The sequence below is a fragment of the Citrobacter sp. wls706 genome (genome assembly GCF_005281305.1).
GTDB classification, from domain to species: domain Bacteria; phylum Pseudomonadota; class Gammaproteobacteria; order Enterobacterales; family Enterobacteriaceae; genus Citrobacter; species Citrobacter werkmanii.
Genome location: NZ_SZXG01000030.1, coordinates 315,581 through 339,895 on the forward strand (window position 1 = coordinate 315,581; position 24,315 = coordinate 339,895).

A 24,315-nucleotide genomic window follows, 5' to 3' on the forward strand; every position below is an offset into this window, starting at 1 on the left:
GGAATTCAAAATTGCGCTTTATTTAGTATCAGAATTAATTCCTCTGTCTTAAATTCTCAGCGATGTTGGGCATAAAAAAGGCTTATTGGTGGGGGGGCTTCTCAACGGCTGAGAGTAAAAATTCAAGATTCAGGTCACATTTTATCGTGTGCAAATAGTATCACTTTGCAGTGATTTCAACCTTTTGTATTAGTTTTGCTTACGTGAATTCGCTATTAGATGGCGGCAGTGGAGAGATTCAATAACAATAAGGGAACGGTTTCTTAATTGTCGACGCTTGATAAGCGAGACTGATAAATTTCATGAGCACTATTTGTGAAAGAATGTGTATATACGGTACGGCTCCGGCTGTTTGGGCTAAGACGCCGCGCTATCATACTCCCACCCATAAAGGGCACCTGCATTTTCTGGTTATTAAGGCGGCACTGAGCGAGTCAGTACGCGCCTTTATACGTCTTTCGGGACAACGCTGCACCGACATGTTCGTGAAATATGATACAATCCAGCCCATATTTATTTCCCCAGATGAGGGTCTACGGTCAATGGCACAGCTATATTTTTACTATTCTGCAATGAATGCCGGTAAGTCGACTGCATTGCTGCAATCTTCGTACAATTATCAAGAGCGTGGAATGCGCGCTGTTGTATATACAGCGGAAATTGATGACCGTTTTGGCACTGGAAAAGTAAGTTCACGTATAGGTCTGTCGTCACCTGCAAAATTGTTTAACCAAAATTCATCATTGTTCGAAGAGATTCGCGCCGACAATGAGCAGCAAAGAATTCACTGCGTACTGGTTGATGAGTCTCAGTTTCTGACGCGACAACAGGTTTATGAATTATCTGAAGTTGTCGATCGGCTGGATATTCCCGTGTTGTGTTACGGCTTACGCACCGATTTTCGTGGTGAGCTATTCGGCGGCAGTGAATACCTGCTTGCATGGTCAGATAAGCTGGTTGAATTAAAAACTATTTGCTTCTGTGGCCGTAAGGCCAGCATGGTGTTACGTCTTGATCAGGCAGGAAGACCGTTTAACGAGGGCGAGCAGGTGGTTATAGGCGGAAACGAGCGCTATGTGTCGGTATGCCGTAAGCATTATAAGCAGGCGCAGTCTGAAGGCTCTCTGACGGCAATACAAGAACGACACAGCCACGATTAACCCTATGCGCTTCTGGGCGCTTATAAGTACAGGGTAGGCACAACTATTCATACGAGTTCTCTACCCTGTCACACGCTCTTCTGACGCTATTCTGGCTTCTTCCCTGCATGTAATCTTCATCAGGCCATATCTCGCAAGTGGCCGAGTCAGGTATTACCTCATTTTTATAGCGTAAGGCACAAAAAAAACGGTCCCGAAAAGGGACCGTTTAGAGTCAGACTAAAACTTATCTGAACGAATTAAGCGGATTTCTTCGCTTTTTTCTCAGCTTTCGGTGCAGCTGCTACTTCAGGCTTAGCAGTGGTTTCACCTTCGGTGTACTCACGGCCGTAGTAGGTATCCAGCAGAATCTGCTTCAGCTCAGCAATCAGCGGATAACGCGGGTTAGCACCAGTACACTGGTCGTCAAACGCATCTTCAGACAGTTTGTCAACGTGTGCCAGGAAGTCAGCTTCCTGCACGCCAGCTTCACGGATAGACTTAGGAATACCCAGTTCAGCTTTGATTTCGTCCAGCCAGCCCAGCAGTTTCTGGATTTTCGCGGCAGTACGGTCGCCCGGTGCGCTCAGACCCAGGTGGTCAGCAATTTCAGCGTAGCGACGACGTGCCTGAGGACGGTCGTACTGGCTGAATGCTGTCTGTTTAGTCGGGTTGTCGTTCGCGTTGTAACGAATAACGTTGCTAATCAGCAGGGCGTTCGCCAGACCGTGAGGAATGTGGAACTGAGAACCCAGCTTGTGCGCCATAGAGTGACATACACCCAGGAAGGCGTTCGCAAACGCGATACCGGCGATGGTCGCTGCACTGTGTACACGCTCACGGGCTACCGGGTTCTTGGAACCTTCGTGGTAGGACGCCGGCAGGTTTTCTTTCAGCAGTTTCAGCGCCTGCAGAGCCTGACCGTCAGAGAACTCAGAGGCCAGTACGGAAACGTAAGCTTCCAGAGCGTGAGTGACGGCATCCAGACCACCGAACGCACACAGGGACTTCGGCATATCCATCACCAGGTTGGCATCGACAATCGCCATATCCGGGGTCAGCGCGTAGTCAGCCAGCGGGTATTTCTGGCCGGTTGCGTCGTCGGTTACTACCGCAAACGGTGTTACTTCAGAACCGGTACCGGAAGTGGTGGTGACGGCGATCATTTTCGCTTTCACGCCCATTTTCGGGAACTTGTAGATACGTTTACGGATGTCCATAAAGCGCAGCGCCAGTTCTTCGAAGTGGGTTTCCGGATGTTCGTACATAACCCACATAATTTTCGCGGCGTCCATCGGGGAACCACCACCCAGCGCGATAATCACATCTGGTTTGAAGGAGTTAGCCAGCTCAGCGCCTTTGCGCACAACGCTCAGAGTCGGGTCAGCTTCAACTTCGAAGAACACTTCGGTTTCAACGCCAGCCGCTTTCAGCACAGAGGTGATCTGGTCAGCATAACCATTATTGAACAGGAAGCGGTCGGTCACGATCAGCGCACGTTTGTGACCATCAGTAATCACTTCATCCAGCGCGATTGGCAGAGAGCCACGACGGAAGTAGATAGATTTCGGAAGTTTGTGCCACAACATGTTTTCAGCTCGCTTAGCAACGGTTTTCTTGTTGATCAGGTGCTTAGGACCAACGTTTTCAGAGATGGAGTTACCACCCCAGGAACCACAACCCAGAGTCAGGGAAGGTGCGAGTTTGAAGTTGTACAGGTCACCGATACCACCCTGAGAAGCAGGGGTGTTGATCAGGATACGCGCGGTTTTCATCATCTGACCGAAGTAAGCAACGCGTTCTGGCTGGTTATCCTGGTCGGTGTACAGGCAAGAGGTATGACCGATACCGCCCATCGCAACCAGTTTCTCAGCTTTGTCCACTGCGTCTTCGAAGTCTTTCGCACGATACATAGCCAGTGTCGGAGACAGTTTTTCGTGAGCAAACGGTTCGCTTTCGTCAACAACCTTAACTTCACCGATCAGAATCTTAGTGGTTTCTGGTACGGAGAAGCCTGCCAGCTCAGCAATTTTGTAGGCTGGCTGACCAACAATAGCGGCGTTCAGCGCGCCATTTTTCAGGATAACGTCCTGAACAGCTTTCAACTCTTTGCCCTGCAGCAGGTAGCCGCCGTGAGTGGCAAAACGCTCACGTACTGCGTCGTATACAGAGTCAACCACGACAACAGACTGTTCAGAAGCACAGATTACGCCGTTATCGAAGGTTTTAGACATCAGAACAGATGCAACAGCGCGTTTGATATCAGCGGTTTCGTCGATAACAACAGGGGTGTTACCTGCGCCTACGCCGATTGCCGGTTTACCGGAGCTGTATGCCGCTTTAACCATGCCTGGACCACCGGTCGCAAGGATCAGGTTGATGTCCGGGTGGTGCATCAGTGCGTTAGACAGTTCTACGGAAGGTTGATCGATCCAGCCGATCAAGTCTTTCGGCGCGCCAGCAGCGATTGCCGCTTGCAGAACGATGTCAGCAGCTTTGTTAGTGGCATCTTTAGCACGCGGATGCGGAGAGAAGATGATGGCGTTACGGGTCTTCAGGCTGATCAGCGATTTGAAGATAGCAGTAGAAGTCGGGTTAGTGGTTGGAACGATACCGCAGATGATACCAATCGGTTCAGCAATAGTAATGGTACCGAAAGTGTCGTCTTCAGACAGCACACCACAAGTTTTTTCATCTTTGTAAGCGTTGTAAATGTATTCAGAAGCAAAGTGGTTTTTAATCACTTTATCTTCGACGATGCCCATGCCAGATTCGGCAACGGCCATTTTCGCGAGAGGGATTCGAGCGTCTGCGGCAGCCAGAGCGGCGGCGCGGAAGATTTTGTCAACCTGTTCTTGAGTGAAACTGGCATATTCACGCTGGGCTTCTTTTACGCGCTCTACAAGTGCGTTAAGTTCAGCGACATTAGTAACAGCCATAATGCTCTCCTGATAATGTTAAACTTTTTTAGTAAATCATCTGCTCGATACGAGAGTATAGACAGACCGACGAAAATTTGTGTAACGGTTTGAAAATCAAACGGTTAATTAACGCCCACTTTACCTTGATTTACTAAAAGAGCTTATACGCAAGCGCCAGTTAACTCTCACGCTTTACCTCCAGGGGACGTAAGCAAGGTTACTCACTTCTGAGTAGTAATTGCGTGATCTGGATCAAAATTTCGCAAAGCTGACACCTTTCAGCAGGCCCTTTTAGCGTTTATCGGTAAGTGTTAAAAAATTGGTGTGGTGAATGCTAATCACATTAGCATATTTAATACATATTAATAACACTAAGTATTAGTAGCGTATTTACGTAGATATACGCAGATAGGAGGTGAAGTATGCTGACAAAAGGCGTATCTTCAGCGCGGATTTTATCACTTTTTATGACTCATTTTATCCGGCTAACGCTTCGGAGCTAACCGTGATCCAAACGCTATTTGATTTTCCTGTTTATTTTAAATTTTTTGTTGGGTTATTTGCCCTAGTCAACCCGGTAGGGATCATCCCTGTCTTTATCAGTATGACCAGCTATCAAACTGCGGCTGCGCGAAATAAAACCAATCTCACGGCAAACCTGTCGGTCGCGATCATCCTGTGGACTTCGCTGTTCCTGGGGGACGGTATTCTGCAACTTTTCGGTATCTCTATAGATTCGTTCAGGATTGCTGGCGGTATTCTGGTTGTGACCATCGCGATGTCGATGATTAGCGGAAAACTTGGTGAAGATAAGCAGAACAAACAGGAAAAATCAGAAACGGCCATTCGTGAAAGCATTGGCGTGGTGCCGTTGGCATTGCCGTTGATGGCGGGGCCGGGGGCAATTAGCTCGACTATCGTTTGGGGGACGCGTTACCACAGTGCAATTAACCTGTTTGGCTTTTTTATCGCGATTGCGTTATTTGCCTTGTGTTGCTGGGGGCTGTTTCGCATGGCACCGTGGCTAGTGCGCTTGCTGGGCCAAACGGGTATCAACGTCATTACGCGTATTATGGGGCTGTTACTCATGGCCTTAGGGATTGAATTTATTGTTACTGGTATCAAATCCATTTTCCCCGGTTTGCTTGCCTGATATTCCTTCTTCAGTACAAGCGGAGCCGCTGCAGGCTCCGCTTCCTTTCATTATCAGTAAAACTTCTCACTAAAGTTGATAATCAGCATAACAATAATGAAAAATGCTGATAGTTAACGATTTAGTTATTCATTGATTTTATGGATATAACACTCAGCGCTGCGTCAGGCGGAGCACGATATTGCTGTTATTTTATTAACATCATACTCTGGGGCTTGCTGTGGGATTATCGAAATGTTATTAGTTATTTCAGCGTTTTTTTTAGATGAATGTGCTAATTAACAACCAATTGTTAAATTTATGTGCATTTTGGCATGGGGTTGAGACCGGACAGGGGAGTCAACCATGCTAATCAGACAATTAGTTGATTATTAATGTTTTATTATTATAGGTTTTCATTCGTAAGCCTTTGCCAGTGACATTTATTTCTAATAAAAGAGAATTGGTTAACAAATTTGTAAAATGTATTGGCGGTGAAGAAACGCATTTGGTACTTTCCGGCCAGGTATTTGGCAGAAGAATTGACGTTGATGAGAATGATTTTCAGTTGCCTTCTCTCAACAGGGTAATAGCGTGTTTCCGGCAGGGGAGACACGTAGATAATCGACGCAAGGCGGTCGTACGAATCGCCAGAATAAATAAAGTCGGTGATAGCAAGCAGTAAAAACAATAAACCACCTGACGGCAGAAAATCTCCGGTGCCGTACAGGGATCCTGACAGGATTAACAGTCTGGTTAAAAAACCAGCCATAATAATGAGGGAGTACAAACACAATGACGATCATCACTAAAAAAAGTTTAGTCGCTGCGGGGATCCTCACTGCGCTAATCGCTGGAAATGTGGCCACGGCGGCAGTTGTGCCAGCGGGTGTGCAGCTTGCTGAAAAGCAGACTCTGGTGCGTAATAACGGTTCGGAAGTTCAGTCTCTCGATCCTCATAAAATTGAAGGTGTGCCGGAATCCAACATTAGCCGGGACCTGTTTGAAGGTTTATTAATCAGCGATGTCGATGGCAAACCATCGCCGGGCGTGGCTGAAAAATGGGATAATAAAGATTTTAAAGTCTGGACATTCCATCTGCGTAAAGATGCTAAATGGTCTGACGGTACGCCTGTTACCGCGCAAGATTTTGTGTATAGCTGGCAACGTTTGGCGAACCCAAATACTGCCTCACCTTACGCCAGTTATTTGCAGTACGGTCATATCGTCAACATTGATGACATCATCGCCGGTAAAAAGCCGGTCACCGATCTCGGTGTGAAAGCGATTGACGATCATACTTTTGAAGTCACCCTGAGCGAACCTGTTCCTTATTTCTACAAACTGCTTGTGCACTCTTCCGTTTCTCCGGTTCCTAAAGCCGCCGTGGAAAAATACGGTGATAAGTGGACCCAGCCCACTAACATTGTCACTAACGGCGCGTATAAACTGAAGGACTGGGTGGTTAACGAGCGCATTGTGCTTGAGCGTAATACCAACTACTGGGACAACGCCAAAACCATTATTAACCAGGTAACCTACCTGCCAATTTCTTCTGAAGTGACTGACGTTAACCGCTATCGCAGCGGTGAAATCGACATGACCTATAACAACATGCCGATCGAGTTATTCCAGAAACTGAAAAAAGAGATCCCGAACGAAGTTCACGTTGACCCGTATCTGTGCACCTATTATTACGAAATCAACAACCAGAAAGCACCGTTCAACGATGTTCGTGTTCGTACGGCTCTGAAGCTGGCGATGGATCGTGACATCATCGTCAACAAAGTGAAAAACCAGGGTGACCTGCCTGCTTATAGCTTTACCCCTCCTTACACCGATGGCGCGAAACTGGTTGAGCCAGAGTGGTTCAAATGGTCACAGGAAAAACGCAACGAAGAAGCGAAAAAACTGCTGGCTGAAGCCGGTTATACCGCTGAAAAACCGTTGACCTTTGACTTGCTGTATAACACCTCAGACCTGCACAAGAAACTGGCTATCGCCGCGGCATCTATCTGGAAGAAAAATCTGGGCGCTAACGTCAAGCTGGAAAACCAGGAGTGGAAAACATTCCTCGATACGCGCCATCAGGGCAACTATGATGTTTCACGTGCGGGCTGGTGCGCGGATTACAACGAACCAACTTCCTTCCTGAATATGGTGCTGTCCGACAGCTCCAACAACACGGTTCACTATAAGAGCCCTGCATTTGACAAGCTGATTGCAGACACCCTGAAAGTGACAGATGAAGCGCAGCGTAGTGAGCTGTATTCGAAAGCGGAGCAGCAACTGGATAAAGATTCTGCGATTGTACCGGTTTATTACTATGTTAACGCCCGCCTGGTGAAACCATGGGTTGGCGGATACTCCGGTAAAGACCCGATGGATAATATCCATGTAAAAGACTTGTATATTATCAAGCATTAATGGCAAGACGTGGGGCAATCAAGGTTGCCCCACAGTGTCTTTTTCTTCGAACTATTAATACCGCTTTACCTGAACGTCGGGGCAGAAGGGGTATAAAGGCACACGCCAGAAGGTACGGGCAATGTTAAAATTCATATTACGTCGCTGTCTGGAAGCGATTCCGACGCTGTTTATTCTTATTACAATTTCATTCTTTATGATGCGCCTTGCACCGGGAAGCCCATTTACCGGAGAACGCGCGTTACCGCCAGAGGTACTGGCAAATATTGAAGCGAAATATCATCTGAATGATCCTATCTCGACGCAGTACTTCAGCTATCTGAAGCAGCTGGCGCATGGCGATTTTGGGCCATCCTTTAAATATAAAGATTACACGGTTAACGACCTTGTCGCTTCAAGTTTTCCGGTGTCAGCGAAGCTTGGCGCTGCGGCTTTTATTCTGGCGGTGATCGTGGGCGTTAGCGCTGGGGTAATCGCCGCGCTGAAGCAAAATACGCGCTGGGACTACACGGTAATGGGGGTAGCGATGACCGGGGTGGTTATCCCCAGTTTCGTCGTAGCTCCCTTATTGGTCATGATATTTGCCATAACGTTGAAATGGCTGCCCGGCGGTGGCTGGAACGGTGGGGCGCTGAAATTTATGATCCTGCCGATGGTGGCGTTATCGCTCGCCTATATCGCCAGTATCGCCCGTATTACTCGCGGCTCGATGATTGAAGTACTGCACTCTAACTTTATTCGTACCGCACGCGCTAAAGGGCTGCCGATGCGGCGGATTATTTTCCGCCATGCGTTAAAACCTGCGCTGTTGCCCGTGCTGTCCTATATGGGGCCCGCGTTTGTCGGCATTATCACCGGTTCGATGGTTATTGAAACCATCTATGGTTTGCCGGGCATTGGCCAATTGTTCGTCAATGGCGCGTTAAACCGCGACTATTCGCTGGTGCTGAGCCTGACCATTCTGGTGGGTACGCTGACCATCGTGTTTAACGCGATTGTCGATGTGCTGTATGCCGTTATCGACCCGAAAATTCGTTACTGATACTGGAGCTCGCTATGATGTTAAGTAAGAAAAACAGCGAAGCGCTGGAGAATTTCAGTGAAAAGCTGGAGGTCGAAGGCCGCAGCCTGTGGCAAGACGCGCGTCGACGCTTTATGCATAACCGCGCGGCGGTAGCAAGCCTGGTGGTGCTGGTGATTATTGCGTTGTTTGTGACGCTGGCGCCGATGCTGTCGCAGTTTACCTACTTCGATACCGACTGGGGCATGATGTCCAGCGCGCCGGATACGGAGTCCGGACACTACTTTGGCACCGACTCGTCGGGTCGTGACCTGCTGGTTCGTGTGGCGATTGGCGGGCGTATCTCGCTGATGGTCGGCATTGCCGCGGCGCTGGTGGCGGTAGTCGTCGGTACGCTGTACGGCTCTCTGTCGGGTTATCTCGGCGGTAAAATCGACTCGGTGATGATGCGCCTGTTGGAAATCCTCAACTCCTTCCCGTTCATGTTCTTCGTGATTCTGCTGGTGACCTTCTTTGGGCAAAACATTCTGCTGATTTTTGTCGCTATCGGGATGGTTTCCTGGCTGGATATGGCACGTATCGTGCGTGGACAAACGCTGAGCCTGAAGCGCAAAGAGTTTATTGAAGCGGCGCAAGTCGGCGGGGTGTCTACCGTGCGCATCGTTATCCGCCATATTGTGCCAAACGTGCTGGGCGTAGTGGTGGTATATGCTTCGTTGCTGGTGCCCAGCATGATTCTGTTTGAATCCTTCCTGAGTTTTCTGGGCCTAGGGACGCAGGAGCCGTTAAGTAGCTGGGGCGCACTGCTGAGTGATGGTGCCAACTCAATGGAAGTATCGCCATGGCTGCTGCTGTTCCCGGCCGGTTTCCTGGTGGTTACTTTGTTCTGTTTTAACTTTATCGGCGATGGCCTGCGTGATGCCCTCGACCCGAAAGACCGTTAAGGAGCGCCGCCATGAGCGTAATTGAGACCGCAACCGCGCCGCTCGCGCAACAACAGGCTAATGCACTGCTGAACGTACAGGATCTGCGCGTGACGTTTGCCACCCCCGATGGCGATGTTACCGCAGTAAACGATTTAAATTTTTCTCTGCGAGCCGGAGAAACGTTGGGTATTGTGGGTGAGTCCGGTTCGGGCAAATCGCAAACCGCGTTTGCCCTGATGGGGCTGCTGGCGGCGAATGGCCGTATCGGAGGTTCCGCTACGTTTAACGGGCGTGAAATATTGAATTTACCGGAGCACGAGCTGAACAAACTGCGCGCCGAGCAAATCTCAATGATTTTTCAGGATCCGATGACCTCTCTGAATCCGTACATGCGGGTCGGAGAACAACTGATGGAAGTTCTCATGCTGCATAAAGGCATGAGTAAAGCAGAAGCGTTTGAAGAGTCAGTAAAAATGCTGGATGCGGTGAAAATGCCGGAAGCGCGCAAGCGCATGAAGATGTATCCGCATGAATTCTCTGGCGGAATGCGTCAGCGCGTAATGATCGCCATGGCGCTGCTGTGCAGACCAAAATTATTGATCGCCGATGAGCCGACTACCGCGCTCGATGTTACGGTACAGGCGCAAATTATGACGCTGCTGAATGAACTGAAAAGTGAATTTAACACCGCAATTATCATGATCACCCACGATCTGGGGGTTGTCGCCGGTATTTGTGACAAAGTGCTGGTGATGTACGCCGGACGAACCATGGAATATGGCAGCGCACGGGATGTCTTTTATAAGCCCGTTCATCCGTATTCAATTGGTTTGCTGAATGCCGTACCTCGTCTGGACGCTGAAGGGGAAGAGATGTTGACTATCCCGGGCAACCCACCGAACCTGCTGCGTCTGCCAAAAGGCTGTCCATTCCAGCCCCGCTGCCCGCATGCGATGGAAATCTGTAGCAGTGCTCCGCCACTGGAAGAGTTTAGCCCGGGCCGCCTGCGCGCCTGCTTTAAACCGGTGGAGGAACTGGTATGAATGCGGTCACCGAACAACGAAAAGTGCTCCTGGAGATTGCCGATCTTAAAGTCCATTTCGACATTAAAGATGGCAAACAGTGGTTCTGGCAACCGTCTAAAACCCTGAAGGCAGTTGATGGCGTAACCCTGCGACTGTATGAAGGTGAAACCTTAGGCGTGGTGGGGGAGTCCGGCTGCGGAAAATCGACCTTTGCTCGGGCGATTATCGGTCTGGTGAAAGCGACTGATGGAAAGGTCGCCTGGTTGGGTAAAGATTTGCTGGGTATGAAACCCGATGAATGGCGCGAGGTGCGCAGTGATATCCAGATGATTTTCCAGGATCCGCTGGCATCATTAAACCCGCGTATGACCATTGGTGAAATCATCGCCGAACCGCTGCGGACTTATCATCCAAACCTGCCGGGTCAGGAAGTCCGCGACCGTGTGAAGGCAATGATGATGAAGGTTGGGTTGCTGCCAAACCTGATTAACCGTTACCCGCATGAGTTTTCCGGCGGCCAATGTCAGCGTATCGGTATTGCCCGCGCGCTGATTCTCGAACCGAAGCTGATTATCTGCGACGAGCCAGTTTCTGCGCTGGACGTATCCATTCAGGCCCAGGTCGTTAACCTCTTGCAGCAGCTACAGCGTGAAATGGGGCTGTCATTAATTTTCATTGCCCACGACCTGGCGGTGGTTAAGCATATCTCCGATCGCGTACTGGTGATGTATCTCGGACACGCGGTGGAATTAGGCACCTATGACGAGGTGTACCATAATCCGCTACATCCTTATACCAAAGCGCTAATGTCTGCTGTGCCGATCCCCGATCCGGATATGGAAAGGAACAAAGTTATCCAACTGCTGGAAGGCGAGTTGCCGTCGCCGATTAATCCTCCTTCGGGCTGTGTGTTCCGTACGCGCTGCCCGATTGCCGGACCAGAGTGTGCAAAAACACGCCCGGTTCTCGAAGGCAGTTTTCGACACGCCGTTTCCTGCCTGAAAGTAGACCCGCTATAATCGTGAGGGCTGACAAAGGTCAGCCCTTCTTTTTGGTGAGGTATTTGTGTCTGGCTTAGTTTCTTCTGTTCGCCGTACGCTTTATCGTACATTATTTGATTTAGACACACGCTCGGGGCGCCGTTTTGAAGGTATGTGCGCACTGTTCGCGCTGCTCAGCGTGATTGTTATCTTCGTTGAGTCCGGGGTCGGGACGCAATACCATTTGACCTTTGAGGAATGGCGCGTATTTGTCTGGCTGGAAGTCTTTATCACTCTGGTCTTTACTATCGAATATCTGCTGCGATTATGCTGCTGGGCCAATCCCGCTAAATATGTCTTTAGCTTCTGGGGGATTATCGATCTTGCCACCATTTTGCCACTGTATGTGATGTGGTTATGGCCGGAAATCAGTCTGAGTTATGTTTTCGCCTGGCGGGCGATGCGTGTCCTGCGCGTACTGCGAATTCTCAAATTGCTGCGCTTTATGCCTTCTCTGCGTATATTCTGGAGCGCAATAAAAAGCGCCCGTCATCAGCTAATCCTGTTCTATTCATTTATTGCCATTCTGATGATTGTTTTCGGCGCGCTGATGTATCTGATAGAAGGGCCCAAATATGGCTTTAGTACGCTGAATGCGTCAGTGTATTGGGCCATTGTCACGGTAACCACCGTCGGCTATGGTGATATTACTCCCCACACGCCGCTCGGGCGCATGGTAGCGTCAGTGCTGATTTTGATTGGTTATTCCGTGATTGCGATCCCGACTGGTTTGATAACGACGCATATGAGCAGTGCGTTCCAGCATCGGCAGAATCAGCGTAAATGTCCGCAGTGTCAGCAAAGTCAGCATGAGCACAGCGCGCAGTTTTGTAACCGGTGCGGAAGCAAATTACCGGGCTAAAAGTAAAAAAGCTGCGAGAGCAGCTTTTTTTAATTATTCGCGCCAGAGAATGTGGCAGAGCTTGTGATCTTTTTCGCGACACAACAGAACGCGGGCAAAAATATCGTTAATCTCGCCGTCTTCTGTATCTGCCAGACCAATCACCACTTCGGCAAAGAAGTCAGGATTCAGGTCAAAATCGACGTGTTCCTGCCAGTCCTCTGCCGGGTCAAATAATTCTGCACCGCCGCGCTCTTCAAACTGCAAATTGAACAGAATGATATCTGCCGGATCGAGGTTGTCCGCAGCCAGTTCGAGAAAAATATCGTAAGCCTGCTCAAGCGTTTCGTCTTCGGTCAGGCGGTTGTTCAAATCCATATCCATAATGACTACCTGTTTACTGTCTGATTGGCACGTTTTACAGCAACGGACTAAAGAAGTAAAACAGTCGCTCGGCAATCCGCTGCCAGAGTGGTCGTTTTACCCACAAACGAGCGTCAAGAAGGCGTGAACGAGAAATATAATCATCCTGCACTGCGGCGAGGTCGCCCCCGAATCCTGCGTCATCAATAACCAGCGTGATTTCAAAATTCAGCCACAAACTGCGCATATCCAGGTTAACGGTACCGACCAGGCTCAGTTCGCCATCAACCAGTACGCTCTTGGTGTGCAGCAAGCCGCCTTCGAACTGATATATTTTGACGCCCGCGGCCAGCAGTTCGGTGAAAAAGGCCCGGCTTGCCCAGCCAACCAGCAGGGAATCATTCTTCCGCGGAAGAATGATACTGACGTCGACCCCACGCTGTGCTGCTGTACAGATCGCATGTAGTAAATCATCGCTGGGGACGAAATAGGGCGTGGTCATAATTAAATATTCACGCGCCGAATAAGCAGCAGTTAATAGCGCCTGATGGATCAAATCTTCAGGGAAACCAGGACCCGAGGCGATAGTGTGAATGGTGTGACCGCTGGCCTGCTCAAACGGCATGATATTGACGTCCGGCGGCGGGGGTAAAATGCGTTTCCCGGTTTCAATTTCCCAGTCGCAGGAGTAGACGATGCCCATCGCGGTGGCAACAGGTCCTTCCATTCTCGCCATCAAATCGACCCATTGCCCCACGCCCGCATCCTGCTTAAAGAAGCGCGGGTCGACCATGTTCATGCTGCCGGTATAAGCAATATAGTTGTCGATCATCACCATCTTACGGTGCTGGCGCAGGTCCATTCGGCGCAAAAACACACGCATCAGGTTAACCTTGAGGGCTTCGACAACTTCAATACCCGCATTACGCATCATCGCCGCCCACGGGCTACGGAAGAATGTCACGCTGCCGGCAGAGTCCAGCATCAGGCGGCAGTGAACGCCTCTTCTGGCGGCCGCCATTAACGATTCGGCAACCTGATCGGCCATACCACCCGGTTGCCAGATGTAGAACACCATCTCGATGTTATGACGCGCCAGTTGAATATCACGGATCAGCGCCTGCATCACGTCATCGGAACTGGTGAGCAGTTGCAGTTGATTCCCCTTAACGCCGGCGATTCCCTGACGACGCTCGCACAGCTTAAATAATGAAGAAGCAACGCTGCTGTTTTCCTGCGCAAAAATATGTTCACAGGCTTTGAGGTCGTTCAGCCATTTGGCCGTGGAAGGCCACATTGCCCGGGCGCGTTCGGCGCGGCGTTTACCCAGGTGGAGTTCACCGAAGGACAGATAAGCTATGATCCCTACCAATGGCAGTATATAGATGATCAACAGCCATGCCATTGCGGAGGGCACTGCGCGTCGCTTCATTAGAATGCGTAATGTGACGCCAGCAATGAGTACCCAGTAACCCAGAATGACCAGCCAACTCACCACGGTGTAGAAGGTTGTCATAAATTTAAAAATCCTTTTGAAAGCGTATTGTTAAGAGTTTACGCATCAGGATAAATCTGGCAAATAAAAACACGGGAAAACCTCTGGTCTGCATTCGGTGTGGCGTTATAATGGCCGCTCAGTGACTGGAAGAGTAGTTAACATGAAGCGTAGTAGAACGGAAGTGGGACGCTGGCGGATGCAGCGTCAGGCTAGCCGCCGTAAAGCACGTTGGCTTGAAGGACAATCGCGTCGTAACATGCGTATCCACACCATCAGAAAGTGTATTCTGAATCATCAACGTAACTCGTTGCTGTTTGCAATCCACAGTATCTGATCTCAAAAGGGCACTGCTGGTGGTGCCCAATGAGTACTTGAGCAAACACCATCCTTTTTTTCGTTCTTCTTATATTCATGCTATGTCACAGCGTCCCTGCCATAATGCTTCCTGATTTATTGATTGCTCGTACTGAGAATGTTTGTAACAATACTCAGGAAGTGTCTAAAAATTATAAATTATTATTTGTATTTTCTCGTTGTAATTCAAAAATGGAGTTAAGATGAAATATATAGTGGCGCTCATGCTGAGTTTCGCTCTGTCTGGGTGCACAGCCGGCGACTGGATTAATGCGGCTGGTGGAATAATGCAGGCCACAGATAAAAATCAAAAAGATGCCAGGACCAAGCGAATAAATGCAGCCAATAAAGCTGCAGGTTATTAAGAGGTAAACCCGACAATACCACGTCTGAAAGAATCTCAGACGTGGTGCTTGACACGGCAGAAAATAATTATGACTTAAATATTCCCCGGGCTTTCGCCTCCTGACAGGTGATATAGCCATAATGCTTGCGCTGCCCGTTGCCATCAAACGCAACATAAAAAGGTGTTGTTGCATCTCCTTGTTTTAGCGTGTAATTCATGCATTTTCCATTGATTTCAGCAACATGCATTTCGCTGTCCGGGTTCCCGCCTGCTGCAATGATTTTCTCTGGTGTGGTATCTGACGCGTACGTGGCCTGAACAATTGGGTTATTATCAAATTGCATAAAACTAAAGCTGCAAGCGCTTAATAAGGGGGCGAGGATGAGGCTTAAATAACGCATCGAATATCCTTGTAGAGTGTGAAGTCCGTGAGAAAACGATGGCGAAAAAGACCCTGCTAAAATAATCTTATCTGTTTCCAGTCATCATTTATCTATGCTAAAACTCTGGCATTATACATAAAATGCTTCGCCGCACAATGTTATGCCTGATAATCCGCAGGTGTAATCATTTGGTATTGCATGGGATATGGTGTTGGCTACGCAAATAATAAAGGTGCATTGATTATGATATATTCGAATGCACCCATGGAAAATGATAAGCGGAGGGATAGTCACCCAGCTTATTAATATTTCGGTAAGCCGGGAGGTTAAAAAACCTTCTTATAGGGTTTCACAGAAACCTGCGCGTACACGCCAGCAGCCACATAGGGGTCGGCTTCTGCCCACGCCTGCGCGGCCTCGATAGATTCAAATTCTGCTATCACCGTCGAGCCGGTAAAACCCGCGACACCTGGATCGTTACTGTCAACGGCTGGCATCGGTCCTGCCGTGAGCAGTCGTCCTTCGTCATGCAGGAGTTGCAGACGGGCCAGATGAGCAGGGCGCACGGAAAGGCGTTTGTCGAGAGAGTCTGCGATATCTTGAGCATAAATAACGTACAGCACGGGTAGAGCTCCTTAATCGGTAAAAGTCGTTAATTACGTTATTTGAAAGGCATGTCAACTGCAACGTAAAGATAACGGATTTGTTAAGACCATATTGTCATGAAGGTTTTTTTACATAAAATCGTGTTTTAAATGCAGCTTACCGTCCAGACCTTATTGAATATGATTGCTATTTGCATTTAAAATCAGGGCCTGGTTTTTTAACTGAAACGATTATGACTTCAATGACCCTTGATTTACCTCGTCGCTTTCCCTGGCCAACGTTACTCTCCGTCGGCATCCATGGTGCTGTAGTGGCGGGTCTATTGTATACCTCGGTACATCAGGTTATTGAACTGCCTGCGCCAGCGCAGCCGATCTCCGTTACGATGGTCGCGCCTGCCGATCTCGAACCACCTCAGGCCGTTCAGCCGCCGCCGGAACCCGTCGTCGAGCCTGAACCGGAACCTGAGCCGATCCCGGAGCCGCCAAAAGAGGCGCCGGTAGTGATTGAAAAACCGAAGCCCAAGCCTAAACCGAAGCCAAAACCGGTGAAAAAAGTGGTAGAGCAGCCCAAACGTGATGCTAAACCAGCAGAGCCGCGTCCGGCGTCCCCGTTTGAAAACACGGCGCTAGCGCGTCCAACGACCAGTAGCGCGCCGGCAACCAGTAAACTGGCGGTAAGTGCGCCAGCAGGCCCACGCGCTTTAAGCCGAAATCAGCCACAGTATCCGGCGCGAGCACAGGCGTTGCGCATAGAGGGGCGCGTCAAAGTCAAATTTGACGTTACACCAGACGGGCGTGTTGAAAATGTGGAAATACTGTCCGCGCAGCCGGCGAATATGTTTGAGCGTGAAGTAAAAAATGCGATGCGCAGATGGCGCTATGAAGCCGGTAAACCAGGTTCCGGACTGGTAGTGAATATCGTGTTCCGTCTGAACGGCGCAACGCAGATCGAATAAGGCGCAAGCCGGATTTGGCGGTTCGCCGCCATCCGGCAATAAGCAATGAATTGTGAGATTGCCGGATGGCGATGCTATCGTGACTTATCAGCCCAGGGTAGGGATTGGGCGAGGCTTACCGTCTTTATCAACGGCAACATAGATAAACAGGGCTTCGGTGGCTTTATAGCGCTGGCCGATAGGTTCTGAAGCAACTTTCTTCACCCAGACTTCAATATTAATGCTGATCGAAGTCGTCCCGCGCTTCACGCAGCGCGCATAGCAACAAACCACATCACCTACGGCAACCGGGCGTAAAAAGCTCATTCCTTCAACGCGCACCGTTACCACACGACCATGCGCGATCTCTTTGGCCTGAATAGCGCCACCTATATCCATTTGTGACATCAGCCAGCCGCCAAAAATATCACCGTTCGCGTTGGTATCGGCAGGCATAGCCAGAGTGCGTAAAACCAGTTCACCCTGGGGAGTATTATTCGTTGTTGTCATTGTTGAACCGACTATAGAGAAAGATTACAGGCGCGATGCTACTAGAATTTGCGCGTTGAGAACAGAGGGATGCGGCGTGCGGAGCGGAAGTTAGCCGGGTTAATGGCAATGAGGAACGTGAGGGGATAAAAATTCGCCAGATCGGTTGATCTGGCGAGCAAGTATTACGATTTATCTTCCTGCGGCAGATGGCGGTAAATATAGACACCGCTCAGCAGCGTGAACAATAAGGTCAGGGCTGTCAGGCCGAATACTTTAAAGTTGACCCAAATATTCTGCGGCAGCCAAAAAGCGATATAGATATTCGCCAGACCACACAGAATGAAAAAGATGGCCCAGGCTACATTAAGCTTCGACCACACTGGCTGCGGCAGGGTAAGCTCTTTGCCTAACATCCGCTGAATTAGCGGCTTTTTCATCACCCACTGGCTAACCAGCAGCGCACCGGCAAACAGTCCGTAAATCACCGTAACTTTCCACTTAATGAATTCATCGTTGTGGAAGAAGATAGTCAGGCCGCCGAATACGGCCACCAGAACAAAGGTGATTAACGCCATCTTCTCGACCTTGCGATAGCGAACCCAGCTGTAAATCAGAACCACAGCCGTCGCAACAATCAGTGCCGAGGTCGCCGCGTAGATGTCGTAAAGCTTATAAAAAGCAAAAAAGACAACCAGCGGTAAAAAATCAAGAAACTGCTTCATTCATCGATTCCGTCATCAAAAGCACCAGGCATGCGCCCGGTATGCGTTCAGGGTTTATTGGCGAATCAGCATGTACAGGCGGAACAAATAGATCAGCAACACGGCGGAGATCATATTGCTCAGCGTATTCGCCAATACCGCGCCTACGTTCGGCGTAAGTACCGCAAAACTTGGCGCAAAAAGCAACAGCAGCGTTTTTGCCAGCAGCCAACCGATCACTGCCGGCGCTACCAGTCGCATATTAGACCATGCCAGACGCACACTGTTGCGCATAGCGGCAAAGACACCCATTTTATCCTGTACCAACATCACCGGTGCGAGTGCTAACAGGATGGCCAGCAGAATACCGGGCACAACCACCAGCATAATACCGATTTGTACCAGCAGAGTAGTCAGAAAAATCAGAATAAACAGCTTAGGCAGTACTGGCGCACTGGCGCCGATGGCGCGTAACGCGCTGACCCGATGACCTGCTGAAATCAGCTGAATCATCAGGATGATACCTCCCGCGAGGATGGCATTACCAATCAGGCCTGAAAATGTCGACGCCGCGGAAGCGCGTAGCAGAATTTGCTGTTGCTCCGGGGTCATATTTTGTACCAGATCAAACAGACCCACGCTACTGGTTAACTGATCCCCTTCACTGAGTTGCGCAATTTGGGCGTCGGTGGGAGAAAAGGCATGCCCTAACACCACTGTGATAAACGCGCACAACAACGATACCAGCAAGATGGTAATGAATTGATTACGGAAAAAGTTTCCCGTGTCACGGTAAACGGATTTCGCCGTGATAGACATGCACTCTCCTTGAGTTTTGCAGGTGTTCATTTGCGGGCAATTGTACCCTGGATAACTCTACAGTGGCAGCATCGCACGATGTATGGAAAGGCATATCTTTGTAAAGCTCCGGTAATTTTTGGCTATGACTTCAGCGTTATGCAAGAACGCTGGTTGTTCTCTGCCCATCATGAGCAAATAAGCAACGCTTATCATCAGCGGGTGTCGGACACTTGCATGGCGAAAATATATCAAAATTGATCTGAATTAATTTAACCAGGATTTTGAATGCAAGTTCTAACTTAATCTGGATCAATAAATGTTAAATTATCAAAGTCAATGTGATCCAGGTAAGATCACTTATTACTCCAATGTGGGTATATTTGTTCCGCTTTTATAACCATAACGATGGAGCGGACATGAAAAAATTAACAGTTGCAGCATTGGCTTTAACAACTCTTCTCTCTGGTAACGCATTCGCGCATGAGGCTGGAGAATTCTTCATTCGTGCGGGTTCTGCCACCGTCAGGCCGACGGAAGGTGCGGGGGGAACGCTGGGAAGTTTAGGCGGCTTTGATGTCAGTAATAACACCCAGTTGGGGCTAACATTCACTTACATGGCAACCGACAATATCGGTGTTGAATTACTGGCTGCGACGCCCTTCCGTCATAAAATTGGGACTGCCACGACGGGCGATATTGCCACTGTGCACCACTTACCGCCGACGTTAATGGCACAATGGTACTTCGGCGACTCCAGCAGCAAACTGCGTCCTTACGTTGGCGTCGGTGTGAACTACACCACCTTCTTCGATGAGGGCTTTAATGATAACGGCAAAAAAACCGGCTTATCGGACCTGAGTCTGAAAGATTCCTGGGGTGCGGCAGGGCAAGTCGGTATGGACTATCTGATTAACCGCGACTGGCTGATTAACATGTCGGTCTGGTACATGGATATCGATACCACAGCAAGTTACAAACTGGGTGGCGTCCAGCAGCGAGACAGCGTACGCCTCGATCCGTGGGTGTTTATGTTCTCTGCGGGTTATCGTTTTTAAATTTTTCTGTAAAGCCATTCTGCAAAACTGGTCGTTTTACGACCAGTTTTGCTAACTCTTCAGCATTAACGAACATCATTCCAGTTGTATTTTTTTCCTGTGGTATCCATGACGAAAATCTCCTTTTTGTAGTTTATTAACCAGGATTTCATAGACTTTTTCGCATTACCCTGACGATGGATGCCAAGCCACAATTCTGCAAGCGAATTAAGATCATCGGAAGACCACGGAGTATTATAATCTCCGGTGAACTTTGTTTTTTCATCAACTAACTGGCTGTACCAAATATACATGGGGATTTGTAATGCCTCTTTAGGCGGTCTGACACCACCGTGGGAATAAACCACAGAGCGTGCAGGATCGCGGATCAGCGCATGGTCGGAAAAATACATTACTGATGAGCGAGTGTTTTCCAGTTCATTGAATATATTACCCATAAGTTTATCGGTATAGCGAATTGAATTGTCATAACAGTCATCGGCTTTGCTTTGACCAAATAAGACAGTATCACTTTCTGGAAAACGTTGACAGGAAGGCTCATGACTGCCATATAAATGCAGGACAATAAGTTTCTTACCTGGTTTCTGTAATGCCTGATGCAATAACGGTAGCAAGGCCTCATCATAGCCATATTCTACCCATTCATGTTGATGTGCATTCATGGCAATCCCGGTAATTATATTGTTATGCGCACCTCCATTTCCCTGGCGACTGTACCAGTATGTATCATAGCCAGCCTGGTTTGTGATATTAATAATATTATCGCTGTAGTTACGAGGGTTACGGGTTTGCACTGAGTCAGCAGTAAGTGCCAGGGGGACGGCCATGATTGTTACCGGTGCAGGCGCAATCGCGTTCTGAAACAGTAAAAGTTGCTGCTTTTGTTTGATAAGTTCAGGTGTGGTATCCCTTGCGTATCCATAAATCCCCATGTTTAACGTACGCGCAGATTCCCCGATTATCAATATATAGTTTTCGATTCCTGTATCAGTTACTGTTATCTTATAATTGGGAATGTTTGTACCGATATCAGAAATTATGGCGTTATCTTGCATCGCCTGCATAAACTCTTTTCCGGTACTTACCGGAGTGGAACGGATCACTCGTTGTACCAAACTTTCAACATTACTTTTTCTTATCTGGTGGAGATAAGCTTGCGAAAATAAAAGAAAAATTATTAAGCCCAAAATAACCATTGGGTAGTGGCGAAATCGATAGGGTACAGGTCTCGCGCCAGTGTTTATAGAGTAAATAAAAAATATTACAAGTGTAAAGAACGTAACACAGTCACGCCAATATAATCTCAGCATCGCCACTGCTTCGCTGGGCGTTGTATTCAAAATACTTAACGCAAATCCATAACTAAATTCTGAACTGTAATTATTCCAGGCATGCAGTTGAAGAGTAATATCACCTGCGACGGGTATTAAAATTAAAGCGGCCAGAATATTTCTGAAAAAGACATACTGTATGCATCGCAATGAAAGCATGATCATGAAAAACACAAGCGTCCGATTAATTACAGCGTTATATTTTGCACTCAAAACATTAACGACTGCAATAATTAAAACGGACATGATTAGCGGGGTAATATTAAGTGGGCGCAAACCACTTCTGACCATTTGAAGGTTAAGCTGGATAGACATGATTTTTAATTTACGGACCCAAATATCCTGGCAAAGAAAATATTTTTAAGCATAAGAATTTCCTTCTTATGCGCTTTTATTGTTTATTCATGTAATTATTAAGGGTAAATAAGTTACATGTGGCAACCTCACAGACCTGTCCAGGGTGTGATTGCCTTTATGTCGCTTTATTCAATGCTATTTAGTCGTTGTCCTGTGGTTTGATTCCTTTGGCTATTGAAAATTGTACGGAGTAGATTTGAGTTAAGTAAAAATAGCGTTTGCTACGCTTTATTTCTGCATAACAATTAATTTACGATTTGGTAACATGACCTAACTGAAATTATGACGGCCTTGTAAAAAATAACTGCATAACTCTGACACTATAATGATTTTAGCCTTGATGAGCCAATGCAATATTCATATTTAATATGATTTACCTGCAAATCATCACCAAAACTTTATGATATTGCTGCGTCAGCGTTTCTATGCTCATCTCTTACACATTAAAAACAACGACCGCATCTGAGATCAAATGTGGGTTGGGCCAGAGTCATTCGCTACCTGCGGATATGGACCTTAAAAGCATGAGGAAGCCGCGCTCGGTCACAGCCATAACTATGGCTGTGGTCAAGATTTGCCGCCAGAATCGTCAGTGCGTGCTTCTCCTTTTCGATGTAATGCTATTCTTTAAGCAAACTGGCTTTGAGAGTATTGACGATGTTAACCCGCCATCAGCTCCAGCAAAAAATCACACTTCTGGAATCATTCACCGGCGATGATACGGCTGAGTTTGCCCTGACTGTGGCGCGTGAGTTGCTGAATTGCATGAATAAAATTGAGATTATAGAGAAACGTATTGCCACTCCGGTTAAACTGCCCTATTGCAGCGCCAGTCCAGTTTGTGAGATCGAAGCAGGGTATGCCGCCGGTGTGAACGACTGTAGAGAGGCTATTCGTCGGGCAGGGTATCCTATTGAAGGGGAGGATTAGTTTGCATTTATGTTAACAAAAATGTGCTTTTATTGTATAAGGTTGTAACTTTAATTCACGCCCAAGAGCGACGCTATTTCAAATCATCATTAGTCTCAGGAAGGTTAACATTCTCTATCAACATACAGCATCGTTATGCAGCAACATAATCGGATAACCGGTTTGGCAATACTGTTAACTATCAGGGTGGGCTCGTGAAGATTGTGCAGGATAAGCTCAGAAACAGGCAGGCACTGCTGGTATCGGGGCTGATTACTCTGGTATTTACCTCGTTGTTTCTGTTTATCATCTACGAACAGCGTATAGCCACCACCAGTGAAGGCATTAACCGCCTGCAAGCTCGGATGCTGGATATTTTCAATGACAATGAACTGATCGCTGATGCGATTGGTGAACGTTATCATCACATCAAAAACGACGATCAATGTGGCGATATATCGCAATTCACCCCCAGGAATAAAGATGAATGGGGAATTAACGCCGACCCAAAGCGGGTGCATTCGGCAACGGGGACAATCATTACCCAGCAAACCAGCCGTGGCGCTTTGTGTATGTATGCGGCGGCGGAGTTTATACGTGGCATGGTGAATGAGTTAAACCCGGGCAGTTTTGATGCGCATCGTTACATCATTGCTAAAAACTCGGATTATTTTTACTGGTTCATGGCGTCTGACTCGCGCCATTTCAGCTTCTCCAGTTCTGACATGGCGCGGGATATCACCAACTTTTTCTATCCGCCCGTCGATTTCTATACCCGACTGTTGCAAAAAAACGTCAAAAACAAAGCCCTTAGCTCCACGAACTTCTATACCGATAAAATTACCGGCGAAAAAGCTTACAGCGTGGTGAGCTATATCTACGATCTGTCTGGCAAAGAAATATCAGATCAAATCGTGGCCTATCTGGTCTATGACCATTCAAAGCCTGAGTTGCAGGAGGCGCTGGCTAATGCATTTGACTATCAAATGCCACAGAGTCTGAACGTGGCGCTGGTGAATTTAACCAACAATGAAAGCCTCTGTTTATCCGGTAAATGCGTGGATAAAACGCGCCTGATGGTGCGCAAGTTATCAGATAAATATGCATTGCACTATTCGCTGTCATTAGGCCGTTTTATGACACGCGACACACAGGCTGGGATCGTGATTCTGCTGGCGCCGTTCTTTTTCATCATGATCAGTTTCTCACTAAAATCCTGGCTGAATGAAAGCGACCTCAAGGTTTATATAGACACGCTGACCGGCTGCTTTAACCGCCGAATTCTCGATATCATCAAACGTCGTGATTTATCGCACTGCTCGGTGGTGCTACTGGATTGCAATAAGTTCAAGACTGTAAATGATACCTGGGGTCATGCGGCAGGCGATCGGGCGCTGCAAATTATCGCTAACAGAATGCTGTCTAACACTCGAACCAGTCACGATATCGTGATTCGTACCGGCGGGGATGAGTTTATGATCCTGTTGTTTCGCTCGCAGGCAAGTGACGCTACGGCAATTGCGCAACGCATTAGCGGGCAGGTGACCAGTCATGTGTTTGTGGTGGACGGTCATACTGTGCCATTGTCAGTATCGTGGGGGATTGCGGAAGTGAACGGCGAGTTGGATGTGGCAATTCAGAATGCGGATAACGCCATGTATAAAATGAAGCACAAGAAAGAAGGGTAAAACCGCCAGGAGTCTCTGGCGG

The 24,315-nt window shown here is 48.2% G+C and carries 23 protein-coding genes and 1 pseudogene; 14 read left to right on the forward strand and 10 right to left on the reverse strand.

The window, feature by feature from the left end:
- Positions 1-542 precede the first annotated feature (542 nt).
- On the forward strand, positions 543-1,160 hold the full coding sequence (gene tdk / locus FDW92_RS09445; protein WP_042308040.1) for a thymidine kinase: 618 nt from the start codon (positions 543-545) through the stop codon (positions 1,158-1,160).
- A 239-nt stretch (positions 1,161-1,399) separates the two neighbouring features.
- On the opposite strand, the gene adhE is transcribed toward tdk, so the two are convergent.
- The gene (gene adhE / locus FDW92_RS09450; protein WP_137400608.1) at positions 1,400-4,078 is read right to left on the reverse strand and encodes a bifunctional acetaldehyde-CoA/alcohol dehydrogenase; all 2,679 of its coding nucleotides are present in this window, start codon (positions 4,076-4,078) and stop codon (positions 1,400-1,402) included.
- 487 nt (positions 4,079-4,565) lie between these two features.
- Between adhE and ychE the strand changes: the two genes are divergently transcribed.
- The 7 genes from ychE (at position 4,566) to FDW92_RS09490 (ending at position 12,493) form a co-directional block, all read left to right on the forward strand.
- Positions 4,566-5,213: an NAAT family transporter YchE gene (ychE, locus tag FDW92_RS09455; RefSeq protein ID WP_042308505.1), complete on the forward strand. Its 648-nt coding sequence runs from the start codon at positions 4,566-4,568 to the stop codon at positions 5,211-5,213.
- 774 nt (positions 5,214-5,987) lie between these two features.
- The gene (oppA, locus tag FDW92_RS09465; protein ID WP_042308049.1) at positions 5,988-7,619 is read left to right on the forward strand and encodes an oligopeptide ABC transporter substrate-binding protein OppA; all 1,632 of its coding nucleotides are present in this window, start codon (positions 5,988-5,990) and stop codon (positions 7,617-7,619) included.
- Positions 7,620-7,740: 121 nt separating this feature from the next.
- A complete protein-coding gene (oppB, locus tag FDW92_RS09470; RefSeq protein ID WP_042308050.1) occupies positions 7,741-8,661 on the forward strand; it encodes an oligopeptide ABC transporter permease OppB in 921 nt (306 codons plus the stop codon).
- Between the two features lie 14 nt (positions 8,662-8,675).
- Positions 8,676-9,584 carry an oligopeptide ABC transporter permease OppC gene (gene oppC, locus FDW92_RS09475; protein ID WP_003020701.1) on the forward strand — a complete coding sequence of 303 codons (909 nt, stop codon included), beginning with the start codon at positions 8,676-8,678 and terminating at the stop codon, positions 9,582-9,584.
- Between the two features lie 11 nt (positions 9,585-9,595).
- Positions 9,596-10,609, forward strand: a complete 1,014-nt coding sequence (oppD, locus tag FDW92_RS09480) for a murein tripeptide/oligopeptide ABC transporter ATP-binding protein OppD (protein ID WP_042308051.1) — start codon at positions 9,596-9,598, stop codon at positions 10,607-10,609.
- The gene (gene oppF / locus FDW92_RS09485) at positions 10,606-11,610 is read left to right on the forward strand and encodes a murein tripeptide/oligopeptide ABC transporter ATP-binding protein OppF (RefSeq protein ID WP_042308052.1); all 1,005 of its coding nucleotides are present in this window, start codon (positions 10,606-10,608) and stop codon (positions 11,608-11,610) included. Before oppD ends, oppF begins: the two co-directional genes overlap by 4 nt.
- A 46-nt stretch (positions 11,611-11,656) precedes the next feature.
- Positions 11,657-12,493, forward strand: coding sequence for an ion transporter (locus tag FDW92_RS09490; RefSeq protein ID WP_042308053.1), 837 nt, complete (start codon positions 11,657-11,659; stop codon positions 12,491-12,493).
- 33 nt (positions 12,494-12,526) lie between these two features.
- On the opposite strand, the gene FDW92_RS09495 is transcribed toward FDW92_RS09490, so the two are convergent.
- Both FDW92_RS09495 and cls read right to left on the reverse strand, forming a co-directional pair.
- Positions 12,527-12,856 carry an HI1450 family dsDNA-mimic protein gene (locus FDW92_RS09495; RefSeq protein WP_003020691.1) on the reverse strand — a complete coding sequence of 110 codons (330 nt, stop codon included), beginning with the start codon at positions 12,854-12,856 and terminating at the stop codon, positions 12,527-12,529.
- Positions 12,857-12,890: 34 nt separating this feature from the next.
- Entirely contained in the window at positions 12,891-14,351 is a 1,461-nt protein-coding gene (gene cls / locus FDW92_RS09500; RefSeq protein ID WP_042308054.1) for a cardiolipin synthase, read from the reverse strand.
- Between the two features lie 142 nt (positions 14,352-14,493).
- On the opposite strand from cls, the gene FDW92_RS09505 reads away from it, so the two are divergent.
- Positions 14,494-14,667 carry a YciY family protein gene (locus FDW92_RS09505; RefSeq protein WP_094301000.1) on the forward strand — a complete coding sequence of 58 codons (174 nt, stop codon included), beginning with the start codon at positions 14,494-14,496 and terminating at the stop codon, positions 14,665-14,667.
- Positions 14,668-14,890: 223 nt separating this feature from the next.
- Positions 14,891-15,052, forward strand: a complete 162-nt coding sequence (locus FDW92_RS23040) for a hypothetical protein (protein WP_169742009.1) — start codon at positions 14,891-14,893, stop codon at positions 15,050-15,052.
- 67 nt (positions 15,053-15,119) lie between these two features.
- On the opposite strand, the gene FDW92_RS09510 is transcribed toward FDW92_RS23040, so the two are convergent.
- The gene (locus FDW92_RS09510) at positions 15,120-15,434 is read right to left on the reverse strand and encodes a hypothetical protein (RefSeq protein ID WP_052511174.1); all 315 of its coding nucleotides are present in this window, start codon (positions 15,432-15,434) and stop codon (positions 15,120-15,122) included.
- A gap of 308 nt (positions 15,435-15,742) precedes the next feature.
- Positions 15,743-16,039, reverse strand: coding sequence for a YciI family protein (locus FDW92_RS09515; RefSeq protein WP_042308055.1), 297 nt, complete (start codon positions 16,037-16,039; stop codon positions 15,743-15,745).
- Positions 16,040-16,263: 224 nt separating this feature from the next.
- Here FDW92_RS09515 and tonB point away from each other — a divergent pair, with 224 nt between their 5' ends.
- Positions 16,264-16,980, forward strand: a complete 717-nt coding sequence (tonB, locus tag FDW92_RS09520; protein WP_042308509.1) for a TonB system transport protein TonB — start codon at positions 16,264-16,266, stop codon at positions 16,978-16,980.
- 87 nt (positions 16,981-17,067) lie between these two features.
- Here the strand turns inward: tonB and yciA are convergent, their stop codons facing one another.
- The 4 genes and pseudogenes from yciA to FDW92_RS23200 all read right to left on the reverse strand — a co-directional run.
- The gene (yciA, locus tag FDW92_RS09525) at positions 17,068-17,469 is read right to left on the reverse strand and encodes an acyl-CoA thioester hydrolase YciA (RefSeq protein ID WP_038640996.1); all 402 of its coding nucleotides are present in this window, start codon (positions 17,467-17,469) and stop codon (positions 17,068-17,070) included.
- Positions 17,470-17,633: 164 nt separating this feature from the next.
- Positions 17,634-18,173, reverse strand: a complete 540-nt coding sequence (locus FDW92_RS09530; RefSeq protein ID WP_042308056.1) for a septation protein A — start codon at positions 18,171-18,173, stop codon at positions 17,634-17,636.
- 54 nt (positions 18,174-18,227) lie between these two features.
- Positions 18,228-18,971 (reverse strand): YciC family protein, encoded by a 744-nt coding sequence (locus FDW92_RS09535; RefSeq protein ID WP_042308057.1) that lies wholly within the window; start codon positions 18,969-18,971, stop codon positions 18,228-18,230.
- A 28-nt stretch (positions 18,972-18,999) separates the two neighbouring features.
- Positions 19,000-19,086: pseudogene (locus FDW92_RS23200) on the reverse strand (YkgJ family cysteine cluster protein); the annotation flags it as partial.
- 283 nt (positions 19,087-19,369) lie between these two features.
- Between FDW92_RS23200 and ompW the strand changes: the two are divergent.
- Positions 19,370-20,008, forward strand: coding sequence for an outer membrane protein OmpW (gene ompW, locus FDW92_RS09540; RefSeq protein WP_042308058.1), 639 nt, complete (start codon positions 19,370-19,372; stop codon positions 20,006-20,008).
- 65 nt (positions 20,009-20,073) lie between these two features.
- Here ompW and FDW92_RS09545 read toward each other — a convergent pair whose 3' ends face one another.
- A complete protein-coding gene (locus FDW92_RS09545) occupies positions 20,074-21,654 on the reverse strand; it encodes a phosphoethanolamine transferase (RefSeq protein ID WP_137400610.1) in 1,581 nt (526 codons plus the stop codon).
- Between the two features lie 699 nt (positions 21,655-22,353).
- On the opposite strand from FDW92_RS09545, the gene FDW92_RS09550 reads away from it, so the two are divergent.
- Entirely contained in the window at positions 22,354-22,626 is a 273-nt protein-coding gene (locus FDW92_RS09550; RefSeq protein ID WP_042308060.1) for a hypothetical protein, read from the forward strand.
- Positions 22,627-22,820: 194 nt separating this feature from the next.
- Positions 22,821-24,293, forward strand: a complete 1,473-nt coding sequence (locus FDW92_RS09555) for a GGDEF domain-containing protein (RefSeq protein ID WP_042308061.1) — start codon at positions 22,821-22,823, stop codon at positions 24,291-24,293.
- Positions 24,294-24,315: the final 22 nt, after the last annotated feature.

Coding starts and splice junctions, on each gene's coding strand:
- tdk (WP_042308040.1), top strand. CDS start 543: ATGGCACAGCTATATTTTTACTATTCTGCAATGAATGCCGGTAAGTCG.
- adhE (WP_137400608.1), bottom strand. CDS start 4,078: ATGGCTGTTACTAATGTCGCTGAACTTAACGCACTTGTAGAGCGCGTA.
- oppA (WP_042308049.1), top strand. CDS start 5,988: ATGACGATCATCACTAAAAAAAGTTTAGTCGCTGCGGGGATCCTCACT.
- oppB (WP_042308050.1), top strand. CDS start 7,741: ATGTTAAAATTCATATTACGTCGCTGTCTGGAAGCGATTCCGACGCTG.
- oppC (WP_003020701.1), top strand. CDS start 8,676: ATGATGTTAAGTAAGAAAAACAGCGAAGCGCTGGAGAATTTCAGTGAA.
- oppD (WP_042308051.1), top strand. CDS start 9,596: ATGAGCGTAATTGAGACCGCAACCGCGCCGCTCGCGCAACAACAGGCT.
- oppF (WP_042308052.1), top strand. CDS start 10,606: ATGAATGCGGTCACCGAACAACGAAAAGTGCTCCTGGAGATTGCCGAT.
- FDW92_RS09495 (WP_003020691.1), bottom strand. CDS start 12,856: ATGGATATGGATTTGAACAACCGCCTGACCGAAGACGAAACGCTTGAG.
- cls (WP_042308054.1), bottom strand. CDS start 14,351: ATGACAACCTTCTACACCGTGGTGAGTTGGCTGGTCATTCTGGGTTAC.
- FDW92_RS09505 (WP_094301000.1), top strand. CDS start 14,494: ATGAAGCGTAGTAGAACGGAAGTGGGACGCTGGCGGATGCAGCGTCAG.
- FDW92_RS23040 (WP_169742009.1), top strand. CDS start 14,891: ATGAAATATATAGTGGCGCTCATGCTGAGTTTCGCTCTGTCTGGGTGC.
- FDW92_RS09510 (WP_052511174.1), bottom strand. CDS start 15,434: ATGCGTTATTTAAGCCTCATCCTCGCCCCCTTATTAAGCGCTTGCAGC.
- tonB (WP_042308509.1), top strand. CDS start 16,264: ATGACCCTTGATTTACCTCGTCGCTTTCCCTGGCCAACGTTACTCTCC.
- yciA (WP_038640996.1), bottom strand. CDS start 17,469: ATGACAACAACGAATAATACTCCCCAGGGTGAACTGGTTTTACGCACT.
- FDW92_RS09530 (WP_042308056.1), bottom strand. CDS start 18,173: ATGAAGCAGTTTCTTGATTTTTTACCGCTGGTTGTCTTTTTTGCTTTT.
- FDW92_RS09535 (WP_042308057.1), bottom strand. CDS start 18,971: ATGTCTATCACGGCGAAATCCGTTTACCGTGACACGGGAAACTTTTTC.
- ompW (WP_042308058.1), top strand. CDS start 19,370: ATGAAAAAATTAACAGTTGCAGCATTGGCTTTAACAACTCTTCTCTCT.
- FDW92_RS09545 (WP_137400610.1), bottom strand. CDS start 21,654: ATGTCTATCCAGCTTAACCTTCAAATGGTCAGAAGTGGTTTGCGCCCA.
- FDW92_RS09550 (WP_042308060.1), top strand. CDS start 22,354: ATGTTAACCCGCCATCAGCTCCAGCAAAAAATCACACTTCTGGAATCA.